Origin of the sequence: Citrobacter sp. S39 (genome assembly GCF_009495675.1) — a bacterium.
Classification (GTDB): Bacteria; Pseudomonadota; Gammaproteobacteria; order Enterobacterales; family Enterobacteriaceae; genus Citrobacter; species Citrobacter freundii.
In genome coordinates, this window is record NZ_CP045557.1 from 51,084 (window position 1) to 66,257 (window position 15,174).

At 51.7% G+C, this 15,174-nt stretch carries 12 protein-coding genes; all 12 read right to left on the bottom strand.

The features are described from left to right. Nucleotides 1-60: 60 nt before the first annotated feature. Nucleotides 61-330 (bottom strand): hypothetical protein, encoded by a 270-nt coding sequence (locus tag GFB57_RS24815; RefSeq protein WP_115490299.1) that lies wholly within the window; start codon nucleotides 328-330, stop codon nucleotides 61-63. Nucleotides 331-402: 72 nt separating this feature from the next. Beyond that, a complete protein-coding gene (gene trbC, locus GFB57_RS24820) occupies nucleotides 403-2,703 on the bottom strand; it encodes an F-type conjugative transfer protein TrbC (RefSeq protein WP_115490298.1) in 2,301 nt (766 codons plus the stop codon). Between the two features lie 3 nt (nucleotides 2,704-2,706). After that, nucleotides 2,707-3,906, bottom strand: a complete 1,200-nt coding sequence (locus GFB57_RS24825; RefSeq protein WP_153754028.1) for a thioredoxin fold domain-containing protein — start codon at nucleotides 3,904-3,906, stop codon at nucleotides 2,707-2,709. Between the two features lie 52 nt (nucleotides 3,907-3,958). Next, the gene (locus GFB57_RS24830) at nucleotides 3,959-5,167 is read right to left on the bottom strand and encodes a conjugal transfer protein TrbA (RefSeq protein WP_153754029.1); all 1,209 of its coding nucleotides are present in this window, start codon (nucleotides 5,165-5,167) and stop codon (nucleotides 3,959-3,961) included. 310 nt (nucleotides 5,168-5,477) lie between these two features. Further along, nucleotides 5,478-6,110, bottom strand: a complete 633-nt coding sequence (gene excA / locus GFB57_RS24835; protein WP_153754030.1) for a plasmid IncI1-type surface exclusion protein ExcA — start codon at nucleotides 6,108-6,110, stop codon at nucleotides 5,478-5,480. Nucleotides 6,111-6,171: 61 nt separating this feature from the next. After that, complete coding sequence (locus GFB57_RS24840) at nucleotides 6,172-8,331, bottom strand: DotA/TraY family protein (protein ID WP_153754031.1); 2,160 nt, start codon at nucleotides 8,329-8,331, stop codon at nucleotides 6,172-6,174. Between the two features lie 57 nt (nucleotides 8,332-8,388). Next, nucleotides 8,389-8,931: a conjugal transfer protein TraX gene (traX, locus tag GFB57_RS24845; RefSeq protein WP_153754032.1), complete on the bottom strand. Its 543-nt coding sequence runs from the start codon at nucleotides 8,929-8,931 to the stop codon at nucleotides 8,389-8,391. Next, complete coding sequence (traW, locus tag GFB57_RS24850; RefSeq protein WP_153754033.1) at nucleotides 8,928-10,130, bottom strand: conjugal transfer protein TraW; 1,203 nt, start codon at nucleotides 10,128-10,130, stop codon at nucleotides 8,928-8,930. Before traW ends, traX begins: the two co-directional genes overlap by 4 nt. 12 nt (nucleotides 10,131-10,142) lie before the next feature. After that, nucleotides 10,143-10,715, bottom strand: a complete 573-nt coding sequence (locus tag GFB57_RS24855; protein ID WP_153754034.1) for a conjugal transfer protein TraV — start codon at nucleotides 10,713-10,715, stop codon at nucleotides 10,143-10,145. Continuing rightward, nucleotides 10,712-13,765 (bottom strand): ATP-binding protein, encoded by a 3,054-nt coding sequence (locus GFB57_RS24860; RefSeq protein WP_153754035.1) that lies wholly within the window; start codon nucleotides 13,763-13,765, stop codon nucleotides 10,712-10,714. Before GFB57_RS24860 ends, GFB57_RS24855 begins: the two co-directional genes overlap by 4 nt. A 71-nt stretch (nucleotides 13,766-13,836) precedes the next feature. After that, the gene (locus GFB57_RS24865; RefSeq protein WP_228553287.1) at nucleotides 13,837-14,568 is read right to left on the bottom strand and encodes a conjugal transfer protein TraT; all 732 of its coding nucleotides are present in this window, start codon (nucleotides 14,566-14,568) and stop codon (nucleotides 13,837-13,839) included. Between the two features lie 183 nt (nucleotides 14,569-14,751). After that, nucleotides 14,752-15,156: a DUF6750 family protein gene (locus GFB57_RS24870; RefSeq protein WP_040231201.1), complete on the bottom strand. Its 405-nt coding sequence runs from the start codon at nucleotides 15,154-15,156 to the stop codon at nucleotides 14,752-14,754. Nucleotides 15,157-15,174: the final 18 nt, after the last annotated feature.

Genomic DNA, 15,174 nt, shown 5'->3' on the forward strand with positions numbered 1-15,174 from the left:
TTTTTTAGTAAAAACCTGTTCATTTGCCAGAAACAAAAAAGGCCGCTTTCGCGGCCTTTTTTAGTTGAATACAATGCGCGGGACGACTTCCCATTCAGCATGGTCATTCTTTAAAACACATTTGTATTCCGAACCGTCATGTTTTATGTGCAGTCCGACAGTATAAATTTTTTCGCCATCCGAGCAGGAGTACACTTTCTGCTGGTTCGAGAGGAGGATGCTACGGATTTCAGTCAGTTGCGCCACGGCATTGGCGTCTACAACAGGTTGGGGCGCTGCAGCGGCAACGGCTGAAAAACCAAAGAGTGCGGCAAATATTAGTTTCTTCATTTCATTTCCTTTCATGCTATATCATTTTGATTATCGGCAGCAGTTCCTGAAAGCCGACAAATTTTTGATCTGTCACTCTGGCCATTCCATATCTGGCTGTGGTGAATCTGTCTGTTTAGGGGGGATTAATGGCTCGTTTCGATGCCGGGCCGGAGGAACACTCGCGGGTTGTGGGAGTGTCAGGTTTCTCAATATTGCATCCGGTGCCAGCTGAATGTCTTCTGCGTTTACTTCCGCCGATTCCGACTCAGGTTTATTGAGCGTGATGTAGCGGATTGTACGTTCCGCCATCGTGGTTGTGCTGATTATCTCCAGCGCTTCTGCCCAGAGATTTTCTTCCCGCCCGCGGTGGTCCATGTCATATTCTGTCATCAGGTTGTGCGCTTCCTGGCGATTGGCCAGACGCTGCTGAAAGGTATCGATTATCTTCCAGGGTTCAGTTCTGGCCGCTTTACGCCGGCGTGACGGCTTTTCTGTCAGAACACCTATGATTCTGCTGACGTTCTCCGGTGCCGGAAGACGGCGCTGTGCGGTACGCGGGACAAGTCTGCGCAGGTGTTTTAGGGTCGGTGGGTTAATCGTGATATACCGGTTGATAATGACGGGCGCATTGCAGGTTTTGTCCTGAGGCTCGATGTAGAAAGATGCTCCGGGAACCGGATCGCCCTGAAACACCGTGTAGTTCTCACCCGGCTGCAGCTTAATCAGATCCTGCACATTGATTTTGTTCTCCATCTGGATATTGATGTGGTCGCCATCGATCCAGGAGGTGCCAATGATACCTTCCTGTCGCTGCAGACTGACCATGTTCGCCCGGGCTTCCTGTCCTGCAGCATTACTGATTGTTTTTGCCGTCTTATCATCACTCACGATTTTACCGGCGATTTTGGTGCCTGCGTTCTGCATAAGGGTTGCAACGTTGGCCGCTGAGGTCTGGTTTTCAATTCGCTCCTGGTCCTGACTCATCATTACTAGTGCGAACTCAAGAGAGCGTACCTGTGTAGCCTGAACGGCTATTCGCTCAGTGTAGTAGGCTCCCACCTCATCGAGATAATTCATGTAGGGGAATTTGCCTTTGTATTTGGTGATTTCAAGCGCTTCGGAGTCCAGTCCCTCCAGCTTGTGTCCAAGGTCCCGGGCCAGGATCATGCTCTGCTGGGTAACAAACATTCTCCCCAGTGCAGAGGTTGTGTGCTGCGACGTGTTCATGGCCGGGATCAACACCAGGAGTATGCGGTCGCTGTGAATACTGTCACGAATATCGATGTCGCCGGCATCCTCAGCGAAGATATTGCCGAACGTTTCGGTGAATGTGTTGAAGGTTTCCAGAAACTGGCCCGTCAGGTAGCTGTGCTGCTTGCGCGGCTCTTCTGTCCAGGCTGAAGGCTGGCGCACGGTGGCCATATCGAAACCCGGTACATCTACCAGATAATTATAGAGTGGAGAGACAGCTTCTTCTGGCCACTGATCATCCACGGCACGGCAGTAAAGCCCGGCCAGTTTCTCCAGCGGCATAAACTCGCGGAGCAGCTGCAATGACATGGTTTTGTTTTCACGGACACAGTAAAACTTTGTGCCAAAGACCAGCGCCTTGTTCATTGCAATAGCTCTGGACTGCCATTCTCCACCCTGTACGTTGGTTGGCAGCATTGATTGCATCGTCTCAGCAACAAAGGCCTCAGTGCTATAGCAGAAGGGGTTCCACTGGTGAGACTGTGGCCGACTTTTATCTCCGTTCTGGATCATCTCACTGCGGGACATGCCGCTGTTCATGAAGTTGATGTACTCCACATCGTCCTCACGCCCAAAGCGGCGAGCCAGATAGTAGCAGGTGCGTGCCGTGTCGTTCTGCGCCTTGCCGTCAACAAAGGTGAATCCCCGTCCCCAGCAAAATGAATTAAGCATCCACGCATAGATGGTTTCGGTTTTCCCGCCACCGGTCGAGGCAAAGAACATTACATGGCGGGTCAGATCATCAAGGGTGAGCCACAGCTCGCGTCCGATATCATTCATTCGCTTATAGCCAATGTAGAATATCCCCTTACCTTTGCTTTCCTGCGTTGTTTCGTACTGAAACAGTGAGGGAAATGCTCTGAAAAAACTGCGTCGTACCTTCCTGTCTTCAGACGGATCTACTTTATTGAGGTGGACTGGCATTCGCATCGGCATGCGCCAGCGGTGGGTACCGAAGCTGATGCTGGCCACTATGGCCAGCAAAAGAAAGAGCGGTATGGCGAGTGGCCAGATAAAACCCGCCACTACACTTCCAGCCATAATTCCGGCATACAGCAGGTGGTCGCGCATAAGCTCAAGAACAGGGGAATTCCAGGCGTTGCGCTTCATTAGCGCCTGATTTACGGGCGTATTATTCATGGGTTACTCCTGGATGCTAAGGGAACTCACAAAACGGTCGACCTGTTCTTGTGTCATTGGATCGGTAATTTTCATGAAGTGAGCAATTTTATCTGGTGCGGCCAGCATGCCTGTTGCCAGGCGAATGCCTGTGTCAGTCAGCACTGTCGGCGTACCTGAGAAACCAAATGCGCGGAAGCCTGTATCGTTTACGGCCACTACGGCTTGAGACGACACGGAACAGTCTGAACTCACCTGTTGAGAGGCCGCCTGTCCAGGAACCTGCATGCCAGCGTCCGGGCGGAAAAGATCGCTCCATGCTACAGCACGGGCAGTCAGGTCTTTCTCGCACAATACCGGAACGATTTTATCTACGGCATCGCCACCGTCATTGACTACAGATACAGGAAAAATGATCACGTTGTAATGTTGTGCCAGCTGTTCGATCTCTGGTTCCATGCTTTTGCAAACCGCACAGGTTGGATCGAGGAATGCATACAGCGTACGTTCATGCCCGGTTGAGAGCGGGATTGTGAACAGACCCCGATCGGCGCTGCGCTTCAGTATGGCTACCATCTTCTGTCGGGCTGACTGTTCCGTCGCTTCTGTTGTTACTGGCGTGGGTGGAGTTATCGGTGTTGCTGCCGTCTGCAATGCTTCAGCAGGAGAGGCCGGCAAGGATTCATGGCTTTCCTTCATAATATTCTGCATGTTGGCGGATTCAGCCTGTACAGCGTGGCTGACTGTATTGTCAGTCGACGGGAGAACCGTCATTTTAGGTTGTCCCTGAATAGCGGCAGACTGTCGTGGCTGAACAGGGACAGGCCCTTCAGGTATTGTCAGTTCTGTGCCACTGAAATTAAGTGAGGTATGGTTGCTTGTACCCATGAACCATAACGAGGACGCAATCAACGCACCGCCAACAAACAGGACAAGGGCTTTAATTCGCCGTTTTATCACCGCCTTACTCTGAGTTTTGAGTTGCAGTGCAATGGTGTTGAAGACTTCTACCGCATCGTGCATCGGGTCATCAAGAAGTGTCACGGCTTCTTTTGAAAGCTCATAAAAGGCAATGAGTTTTTTATCATGAATGGCCATACGCTGTGGTTCGCGGAATATGAGCAGGGCCTGAGGATCGCCGTCTCCGCTTTGATGTAAAACCACAATTGTGTCGTAAATGAAATCGTTACAACGAAAGGTGGTGTAGGTGCTTTTCTGTGACATAAGGAGACTCCAGTAGACGGTATGTTAATTCGCGTTAGATATGTTCGGATTTTCAGAAGATGGGATCATCGTCGCCTCCCGGGCGAGTGATGACATCTTCCGTCAGTGACCAGTTGGTCCGGATGCGACGCTTGCGGTCTCGATCTGGCTGAGGTTCATCCCAGATTAGACCCAGGGACAGCATATCGATGCGCAGCCCCTCAATGGCTTCATCGACGCAGGCTTGCGGGCAGGGCAGGCCAAGTCGTATAGCCTCACTCTCGGTGCGGGCGACGGCGACGATACCCGCTCCTTCAATAAATCCTTTGGTGGTGTTTGCCCGGTGCAGGGCATAGAAGAGGGGGCGGTCCACTCCCTTGAGCCATAACCAGTTAGGTGGTGTCAGTCGTAAATCATGTGCGTACAGCCAGACCATGCCACTTCTGACGTAATGATGTTCATGCAGCCACTGTTTCGCTCCTTCACTCTGGATGACACGCTTAAAGGCTGTTCGGGCCAGCGCATAGACTGGTACTGAAAATTTACCCTTATCGCGGCGACTTTTGAGACGGCAGGAACGGTTCAGGTCATCCATCAGCGCTGTTGCGGCCGGGCGATCGTCCAGGAAAAACTGAAGGCCGAAGATTGCGAACAGCGTTTTTTCGTGAGGCGCGAGGCTTTTCCATCCATTCAGAGGGCGTCCCAGCTGCGCCATGAAAACCGCGCGGCAGCGGGCAACATCGAGCTGCATGTTACTGATGAGTTGATGTTCTTCTGCAAAACCCTCCGGGGTTTGTGCCGGACGTCTTTCCGGACGACGTTTATCCAGTAAGAGGCGACTGGCATCTCCCTCATTAAGGATGGGGGCAATTGCAGGAGAAATAGATTCCATGGCGAACGGCAATGTACTTATGTTGAGTACCCGTCGTGTTTGCCAGTTGCGGGCTGGATGGTGTAACCAGCTCCACAGGGATGCGGTGGACAGGGGAATGAGGAATATCATCAAGATCCCCGTCGTTTGCTTCATCACATTGATCCACTGATCGTACGTGACGTATTCGGCATTGTTGGCGGTGACGGCCAGCAGGTTATAGCGCGGCGCGGCCCAGGTGTGGAAGGGGCCAAAGTCCGCCATCCCCCACAGGATATGCAAAATAAAACATGACCAGTACACAAACTCGGGCAGATACAGCCATGCGACAAGCAGAATCATAATACCCAGGATGGCGAGGGCGCCGAGAAATTCAAGCGGGTCAGTCATTCCCGCGCGAGCGGATGTCATGGATAAACTCCCTAAATAAGAACGATGAAGACTAACTGAATAAAAGAGGGCAACAACGCCTGGGCTTATCTAAAGTCTGCAGGCGTGTTTACTGGTGACAACGGAAGGTGAAAATATATTGATTGGTCAAATATTAAATTATTGTGGATCTGATATGGATCTCCTTTATTTGAGTGGTGATCAATAAGGAGCTTGATTGTTGTTTTATTATCATTGTCTGTTTTATGGTGAATTTTCAGGGCAATGATCTACGCAAATAAAAATAGCCGGTAATTAAACCGGCTATTTATTGGAGGGTGGTTGATGTGTTTCAGGCAAGAACGGGAACTGGTAGTCCTGTCAGAGCTTCGATCTCGGCACGTTTTTTATTCACGACATCGTTGAAGTTAAAGTTATAGCTGTACCCTTTATTGTTCATTGCGTGCAAATGGTTAGCAATATTGGATGCAGCGCCGGTATCAATAGGAATCATCGGTAACGATGTGAACTTTGTGAACAGGCGCAACTTTGAATCTTCAACCTGTGTACTGGTAAGGCTGTAAGCATCGAAACCAATGACATCCATGACGTTACCTGGATAGATTCGGATGAACAAAAACGTTCCCTGCTGGAAGTCGAAACCCAGGTAGGTACTCTGCCAGAAGAGCCAGACTTCTGAACTGCTTGCTGGGTTAAAGTGCCCTGTTTCCTTGATTTTCTCAATAACAGCAAGGATCTTTTTCTTACGTTTATTGGCTATAGCATAATTGATAGCAAACGGAGTGACTAACAGAAAGCAACTCGTTAATGCGTATAGATACGCCTCTGCACGAACAAACTCATCCATTGATATAGAAAGTGAGCAAAGCAAGAAGATCAGCACGAATGAGATAATGCCAAACTTCAAAAATAATGATTTTGCTACAGAGTATAAAACCCACCACTTAGGGAATCTATCTTTCATAGTCAACCCTCCTTATGTTTTGTTATCTATATTATAGCGATACTGTATAGATGTCCACTCATTAGCTTTTTATTCCATCATTATTATTTTCACCAGGACCATTCATTCCCTTAGTATTAACTCCAGGTGTATGGCGTATATTTCGCCCACCGGCTACAAACATATCTTTCACTGAACCTGCCATACTTCCAAGGGTATTGGCAGCATCCCGACCACCAAGGAAGGAAATGACGTAGTCAGGTAAATAGGCCTGCAATGCAAATATACTAGATACAAGTGTCGTGCAAATTCGAGCATAAATCATTAAAAAACCGGCCATGCTGAATAACCCTGTCAACGAGTTGGCTTGAACATTGACCAGCGCGGCGCCAAAGAGTGCATGAAGGATAGTTCCGGTCGCAACAATAGCAACGGAAGCAAAGAAAAATCCAAAAACCATGAGTGAGGGACGAATCATGGTATCGATAAAGTAGATGTAACCATATGCTGCACGACTACCTCTATCCTGAGACGTACCCAGATGTGTGGCCCCCCACAGAGGTCCAGCTGCACAACCTACCAAAACACTTACTATCCAGTTACCAATACCAGTCATCCAGTAGATAAACGGAATAAATGGCAAGTAAATTGAAAGTGTAAATCCAGCGCTAAACATAAGTAATAACAAGAAGTAAACAGCTGGGGAAATGGCATCAAGCCCTTTATCTACAGCACTAATTACCCCTGTCATATCGACAACTTTTCCAAGAAGCGATGATTCCCCCCCTGCAACCGCAGCACGTAGGATGGTGTAAGCTGTCAAAGTCCCCTCAGCTGCAACAAGAGTATAATCCCCAACGTTTTTCATCTTAACTAAAGGGTTTACTTGTCCTGTTGTAGTACCAGTCCCACTATAATTTGTTGCAATATTGCTTGTTAAGCTTACGAAAAATGGGGTAATGGAGTTCATGAGTATGCTATTGGGGTCATTACCCTCTGATGCGCTTAACTCATTTTTCGATGTTGTTGTACCTGCAGGGGGAGCATAGCTGGAGTTCTGCAACTGAGTTCGATAGGTACTCATTAACGCGCTGAAAAGATCACCGCTACCAATTTCCCCTAAAGAGGACATCCCACTGGTCGCTGGTGCGCGACTGGCAACTTCAGTCAGGCGCTGGTTGGCCGTGGCGAAAGTCTGGTACCAGGCACCGAGAGCCGCCCAGCCGTATGTGTCGAGGTAATTCCTGACTGCATCCTGAATGCCATTCTGCTCATTCTGTGCCGGCAGCGCGCGCTGGACCGTTTGTTCATAGTTGCTGGCAGCCCGCTGAATGCGGGTTTCGATATCCGGGAGTGTGCCGCTGCCGGTCGTTCGCTTATTCATAAACCCTGTCACAAACTCGCTGGCCGCACTGTCCATATCCTGGATCATGGCTTCCATTGCTTTGTTTTGTGCGTCCACGACTTCTCGTGTGTCGCTATTACTGAAGGGGTTAAAGAAGCTCCCGGAGCCAGACGAGGAGCCCGATTTCTGTTGTTCCGGGATTGTCGCTGTGCCACACACTCCACTGCCGTTAGTGACCCGGTAGGTATAATTTCCTCCAGACGAACCGAATATCTCCGTCATTTTTGCTGTGGTGGAATTGGCAGTGCTGCTGTAATCGTCCAGTGCCGTGTTGATGGCGTATTTGCACAGCTGCATCTCAAAAATACCGCGTGCAGATGTGCGGGTCGAGGCCTGAGTGGGCTGTACCGTCAGGGAGTAGCCGCTGGCAATATCATTTGCAGCTTTGGACACCATCAGGTTGGCAGAGCCCACGCCCATAATCGATGCGCCCCAGAGGATGATGAGCTGAGACATGCTCCAGCCATTGGCTGTCGGGATAATCATCAAAAATCCTGAGACGGTGCTCAGTGTACTGGTGATATCGCGATCACCACTGAATACCTTTCCCTGATGCCCCGTTTTGTTGATGTGCTTCAGGCCAATAATCACAAACCAGACGACGGCAAGGACGGCAATAATTCCGTTAAACAGCGCAAACAGATTCCCGATCATCGTGGTATTACCGGCGGCGAGAGGGTCCAGTACCACGTCGCCGAAGATAGTGACCAGTGCCTGCCGGGAGAGGTCCTGTGCATTAGTCGCAGCAGAGACTATGTCATCGTAAGTTACACCGGCGCGTGCCGGCGTAACAGGTATAAGCAGCCCTGCGCAAAGCGCACGAATGAGATTTTTCACGGTAACTCCGGATAAAACATGAATGCCGGGATGGCGATATGGAGCAGAGGAGGGTCGTTATTTTCTGAGAATGGCATCTCGTACGGCATGTGTTTCCGTCATGAAGTGCTGAAAGGTGCCTCCTTCGGCAAGACTTACACGCCGGTTGCGTAACTGCCACAGTCGATAGGTTACGATTAGCGCTTTTGACCACGCCACGCCAGCGCCGGAAAACAGCACCACACAGGTGCTGATCTGGTGCGCTGTGATACTCCCACCGATAATGAATGTTGTCAGTGGCGCAAGCGGAACGGGTATAACCATAAGCCAGAACAGAAATCGCCAGCGCCGGCGCTGGCTAACATACCCCTTATCCAGTTGTTCGGGAGTAAAGCCGGATTCTTCAATGGCTTTTTCCCAGTCAGGCGCTGCAGGCGGTTTGTCGTCGGTATTGAGCTCAGGAAAGGCATCACGCATTCGCTCCAGATTACGTGACGTCATGTGTCTCGCTGACCGCAGAAACCACTTCGTTTCCTGCACTGGTAGAAAGATGCTAAGCAATCCGATGGTGATACGCCCGGTGAGGCTTTTTTTTCGTGAGACTATTTTTTCAGATGTCATTTGGCCGCTCCCTGGTTCATGGCTGATTCGAGTTGTTTTAGTCGTGGGGCATAGGACTGACGGGCAAAGGCAGCGAGCAACTGGCCGTCGATAACGTTCCCTTTGCGCATCAACTCTTTAATGTCATTAAGTTGCCAGTTCATCTGCGCCGTGGTTCGGATGAGTTCGCGCATAAGGTTATCTCCGTTCATTTGCTGCAGGTCAGAGAGATAGGCTGTATTTGCATATCGACGTCCGGCCTCAAAGGATTCAAATTCTCGCTGGCTCATGTAGCCCTTCGCTTTCGCCTCGGGTGAAGCCACATCATCAAAATACTGCGCTGCGGAAGGGGACTGCAGTGCTTCTTTCAGAGCATCACGGGTGGTTTCACTGGGCTTACTGTCGGCAATCAGCGAGAGCTGAGGTTCAGAGGCGGCATCGGTGATACCGTTGTACTCGTTGAGCAATCCTACATACGTCCGTCCGGTTACGGTGTTGACTTCACCTTTACCGGGCGTGCGACCGGCCGAAGGGCGAGATGTGTTTTTCATGTAGGCCATTGCGGCGTCGGTCTGTTCCTGTGTCCAGGACAGTGCTGGTGCCGTCCCTTCCGGTCCTGCTCCACCATAGATCGAGCGTACTTGGCTGTCACCACCGGGCATTTTACTGACTGCTGGGCAGATCCCCGTCCCACCAAAACGCTCATATTCTGCTGCTGTGCAGTACGCTGCATGCACGTTCGCACCGTCATAAGCGTCGCGGGCCTGCTCTTCTGATGCAGTGGAAATCCTCTTACGCACCGCTGAGCTGGAAACGCCTTTGCCGGAAGAGAGTTTTGATGCGGTACTACCTGACGCACTTTTACTTTGTGCAGCAACGCCGGAGGCTGAATCACTGCAGACCGAATCCGGTACCGAAAAACTCTGTCTAGCTTCTTCCAGCCGTTGGGTTTCATTATTGAAAATCATTTGCTGACGGGTGGCCTGTCCATCCTGATTAATCAGCGCGCCGAGCTTGTCAGCATTCTGTGTGATTGCTGTACCGGTGGCCTGCTGCATCTGTAGTATTTCGACCAACGTTGCCTGGATGGTGGCCATCTCAGGCAGAACCTGAGTAGTTATCGGAACACTGGAGTTCACGTTGACTGTGAAAGCACTGGCAACAGTGGGAAGGCTGGACGCGATGGCAAGTGCCAGCGCGGGGAGATGGCGTTGTATCATGAAATTCTCCATTTAGTTGAGCGGGGTAAATACGTTGGGAAGGCGAGTTGACTGTGGGTCGGGGGCGAGGGCTACCAGAGGGAAGGTCTGAAAGCGTCTGCTGATACGTCCTTCCCGGCTGCGGGTGTCTATGATAGTCAACCCACGACGAGCGATCCGTGAGTGAGTTGAAGGGGTAATATCCAGTACAGGCCAGTCTCCTGGGCTGAGTTGTGGGGTCTCTGCCCCCTCCGGCCATAACCAGGTATCATCACTTAACACCGTCCTTATATCCTCAGGTAACAGCCACTGGACCACATGACGCGATTCTCGCACCTGTTCGCCTGGCTCTTGTACCTGCCATATGGCCGTAGTTACCAATTGGCGAGGACGATCTTTGATCGTAAGAAGAACGCCACAGGCTTCTTGTGGAGCCCGACGATCAGTAGCGTATACAGCCCGAGAGTTCACTGCACTGTCTGTACGAAAGTGACGAGATGGTAGAACAAACTCCACGCCGTCAACATCGATCATCAGGCGTGAAAGTCTGACCTGTCCCTTTGCCGGGCGACGGCAGCGTGGCGTCAGGTGGATGGAACACATCACAGGTCATACCCCAGTTCGTTAATCATTTCGTCCGCCATCAATTCGATGACACCCTTATCGCCACGGACGCCACTGTTACGCTCTCTGTACTCAATGAGTTTTTTTGCAGACCCTCGTGGGAACTTATCTGCCAGCAACTGACGGGCACGGGCAGTGCCGATCGTCGCGGAGAGATTTTTGCGTAGCGCACCGTCTTTTTTGTCTGAGTTAAGCGACCACAGCTCCAGCGGTCCGAGCGTAAACCGGACAATCCGCGCCAGCGTGCCCTGGGTCGTGCGCATCATACACAGCATCGGTACTCCACTACCGTCTGCAGCAGGACCGGCTGGCATACGCAGGAAAGCATGGAGATTGTGTTCGGGGATCTTAAAACTGTCTCGTAAAAGAGGAATGTCTTCCTGGCGGAAGCGCAGCAGCCAGAGGGTGTTGGCAGAGTCGAGCAGGCTTTTCGGGTAATCGGTAAGGAACTGGGTACTTAACACTGTGCGGATGCCAAACTTACGCTGTTCCCTGTCCTGCGTGTCCAGCGCCTCGAAGATGAAATCAATGCCCTTGACGTTGTGCAGCTCGTCGTAGATTTTTGTTTTCATTTCGCTGTCGAGCTGGTTGATGCGCCGTATAATGCCCGGGAGATAGGCTTCCGGCACCGTTTTCAATATCTCTTCCTGATACTGAGGAAGCGTAAAATCACCAGCTGTTATGTGGCCAGCAAAGAGGAACATGATGCCGGTTTTCAGTCTGCCTGCCGGGGTCTTATCGCCAGCGACGTTGTTTAAGTCTACGGCAATAATGCGTGTGTTCGGGTTCAGCGCGAAGCGAGTCCGACTGGCCATCATCGGATAGTCCTGTCGTGCCTGAATCATACAACGCTCAATGTACTCCAGTAGTGGCTCCTGTGAACCGTCACGCTGTACTCTGCCAAAACTCTCCTGAATTGCCTCACTGCGTAGCAACGCTGGCATATCAGCGAGTTCTGGTACAGCCTGATAGTGCGCCCGTTGAGCCGCGGACAACTGCCCACGCTCATGGAGGAGATCACGTACTTCATACCATGGAGTCGCAGTCCACCATTCCTGATCGTGCTCATCTCTCAACCCGCATGACTCCAGCGCCTCGTCCACTTCTGGCTCTACGTTTGACCGGAACATGTTTGGCTCAATACCGCTGCGCATGTCGTACGCCAGATCAATCAGGCGGTTCACTATCTGCCGGGTATCGGTCGGGTTCGGAGGTGTTCCTTTATCTGGTTCAATACAGAAGGCCATCAGCATGGACGCGATAAATTGCTTCTCCGGCGTTACTGGCTTATGGGCACCGTACAGGATGTCGAAAACATTGCGCGACTTAGACGGGTCGTTGCTAAGAATAATACCAACGGCTTCGTCCTTTCGCTCCTCCGGCAAACTGTCACGAATCAGTTGGATGAACCCCATAGCGCTGAATCCTTTATCGATATGCGCCACATAGGGAAGTGAAACCTGGGCGGAAGATACCTGTATTTCCGTCAGGGTATTAATCAGTACCGACTTACCAAGGCCTGAGTCACCCGGGGCAAGTTCGGTGTGCTTGTTCTGTCGTGAAGAACCCAGCCCAACTTCCCAGGCGCAGCCGTCTTCAGTGTGCAGCATCAAATTACCTTCCCCGCGCCAGACGGAACCTGGTCGGTTGAAAGGCAGCATAGAAAGCGCATGGGAGAGTGGCGGATAAAGCGGGACGGGGCCTGAGCCTGCTGACGCTGCCAACATGCTGTTGACCCATCCCCGGCGTGGATCACCGAAGGTTGTGGTTGTGTTACAAACCCCCCACCCCTGCATAGCTGATTCAAGCAGCATCTGATTACGGGTGCATACTTCACGGGTACGCCCCCAGGTGGAAGCTACAATGGTCATCACGCAAACTGGGTCTCGTTCATCCGTTTCAGCCAACTGCGTAAAAGCGTCGTAAAGCGGACGAATGGAGGGAATAAATTGTCCAAATGATGAAATATTCTTTTTCCAGCCCAGCGCCTTCATCCCACCCGGCATGATGTCGATCCGAATACGCCAGGGAACGGCACGTGGAACCAGTTTAACCAGTTCATTGAAGGGGCTGGGGTGCTGAGGAGGCAGAGTTATGGCTACCATGCCGTGCCACAGCCCCTCTGCATACACCAGATTACCTTCAGTTTTTGGTGTACAACCAAAGACCTGAAGATTCAGGAAGGGAGCAAGCAGAGCCGTGGCGTCATCATCATGAAGCGTACCTGAGGGGGCGGCCTTCCCCGGTAGTGCAGGGCGCCATGCTGCCGATGTGCTGTTACGTGCTGTTTCACGTCTGATTTCGTTACAGAACTCAGGCACGTCGAGCAGGCGGACAAGCAGGCCGTCTCCGCCGCGTACGAGTGCTTTTTCAAGAGTAGAGATAAAGCTGTCATGCCTGATCTTCAGACCAGACATTTGCCAGCGCCAGGGTTCCTGGCCAAAACGCGCGACCGGCGCTTTATCCTGGATAGCCCGAACGGTGGCGTTGAAATCTGTTCTTTCCTGATGGCTCACCAGTGTCGGTGAGCTCCAGACGGCAAGCCAGCATCGCTCACGGACAAGCCACGGTGAGATTACGTTTACCTTTTCATTGAGCAGGTCATCCAACTGGATGCCGATGTGCTGAATGGAACGCTTTTGTGGGGCGATCATGGCGCTGACTTCGTCACGCCCCTTTTCCGGATCACGTTCAAAAATGAAGGCCAACTTATGGCCGGTATTTTTCCAGGTCGTACTGAGTGTGGAAGTGAGGTGAGCGATCATTCCTTCAAACGCATCCGGATGGTCGGCTGAAGCTGTTTCTGACAGTTCACGCAATGCCCCGGAAATTTCGAATACAGAAAGGTAATAGCCATGATGGGTGACACCAATATAAGGTGCTTCCAGCCAGGGTCTGAGCTCCAGGTCGTGTTTGTCCAGTCCGATCACTGTACGAATGTCGCAATAGTCGACAAAGTCAGCAGAGATGGTGAAACGGGAAAAGGTGTTCATAACGTCTTCAATGGCGAAGACAAGGCGGTTGATATTCATAGCAGTGAAGACTCCACCAGGATGGCGTGTATTGATGGGCGCGATGGCGCATCTGTGTGACGAGGTGCGCTTCAGTTTTGTGTGACAGTGGTGCCTGGGGGCTGCGCCGATACTATTTTTTTCTGCGGGATTTCTGACAGCACGTCACTGTCCGTGACTGAATCCGGTGTAAGGATCAACGCCACGCCGTTCATTTTCTGTCGCATTTCATCGCGAATGACTGGCGGGAAGCGTTTAAGCGCATCTGCATAATCAGCAGGCCGCCACCCTCCGAAACGTTCTTCCAGAGGCAATCGATGCCGGATCAATTCCGACAGCACCCGGCGACCCTCCCGAATTTTGTAAGGAATGTTGCTGAAAACGGCCTGCAGAGCTTTTCGGTTCAGGGCGACGACATTACGTGGATGCAGGTCCGGTAACCAGACCATTACACCCTGAGCAGCAGCAAATCCGTTGAGGGCATGCCAGGCGTGGCAGATAAAACAGAGATTAAACGGCAGCGTGAGCCGTTCGAACTCAGCATATTCAGTATCAGACAGTAAACCGGTATCGGTCAGAAGCGCGGTCGGAATGTGGCGCAGGGCAAGGCGGCGGGCGGCAAGTGATGCGTGCTGCATCCCGGTTTGTGCGGCTTTCAGTGCCCGAGTATGTTTTTCGTATTCAGCCGGTACCTGCGGCGTGGGGCGGGACGCCAGCTGAGCCAGCGTATCTTTCGCTCTGAGTAGCCGGGCCTCTGCATCCTGCGCGTCTTCCGCCAGCCGGGTTAAGGGCAGGGATTCCGGTAACATAAACAGATGTTTCATATCAGCACCGCAGCAATAACAGCGTCCCCCTGAAACGCTCACGGGGGCAGGAAGTTGGGGGGCTGTGGTATGGACAACATCAGGCACTGGAAGCGGATGTAGCCACCGAAGGTCAGGTGTCTTTTTCTTATTACTCATCGTTTTCTCCTGAAAGGGTCGGTGTTTACCGACCCTTTCCTGTGATTAGCTGATGGTGACGGAGCTGGTACCGAGCTGTTTCTGGGTACGACTCATGATTTCAGGGACAACGGCCAGCAGACCGCCAATAGCCAGACCTGCACAGCAGCGGCCGAGTGTTACCTGCGGGTTGGTACCAATTTTTTTGAAGGCCAGTAGGGAACCGATGAAGATGAAAACGCCGATCGCCTGGGCAATTTCCAGCCCGGAAGTTTTACCGCTTTTAGCACCGTCAGCGGCGCTGCGCATCATGTCGGCAATATCGCCTTCAGCGAAGGCCATGCCGGGTAACAGGAACGTAACCAGGGCACATAGCCCCTGAATCATTCGCTCACGGCACTGCATCATGGTCAGCTGACAGAAAATAACAACGGCATAAATACGCGCGGAAATAGCACGGAAAAGTGACATGGTGTCTCCTTGGGTTAT

Coding starts and splice junctions, on each gene's coding strand:
- GFB57_RS24815 (WP_115490299.1), bottom strand. CDS start 330: ATGAAGAAACTAATATTTGCCGCACTCTTTGGTTTTTCAGCCGTTGCC.
- trbC (WP_115490298.1), bottom strand. CDS start 2,703: ATGAATAATACGCCCGTAAATCAGGCGCTAATGAAGCGCAACGCCTGG.
- GFB57_RS24825 (WP_153754028.1), bottom strand. CDS start 3,906: ATGTCACAGAAAAGCACCTACACCACCTTTCGTTGTAACGATTTCATT.
- GFB57_RS24830 (WP_153754029.1), bottom strand. CDS start 5,167: ATGACATCCGCTCGCGCGGGAATGACTGACCCGCTTGAATTTCTCGGC.
- excA (WP_153754030.1), bottom strand. CDS start 6,110: ATGAAAGATAGATTCCCTAAGTGGTGGGTTTTATACTCTGTAGCAAAA.
- traX (WP_153754032.1), bottom strand. CDS start 8,931: ATGACATCTGAAAAAATAGTCTCACGAAAAAAAAGCCTCACCGGGCGT.
- traW (WP_153754033.1), bottom strand. CDS start 10,130: ATGATACAACGCCATCTCCCCGCGCTGGCACTTGCCATCGCGTCCAGC.
- GFB57_RS24860 (WP_153754035.1), bottom strand. CDS start 13,765: ATGAATATCAACCGCCTTGTCTTCGCCATTGAAGACGTTATGAACACC.
- GFB57_RS24865 (WP_228553287.1), bottom strand. CDS start 14,568: ATGAAACATCTGTTTATGTTACCGGAATCCCTGCCCTTAACCCGGCTG.
- GFB57_RS24870 (WP_040231201.1), bottom strand. CDS start 15,156: ATGTCACTTTTCCGTGCTATTTCCGCGCGTATTTATGCCGTTGTTATT.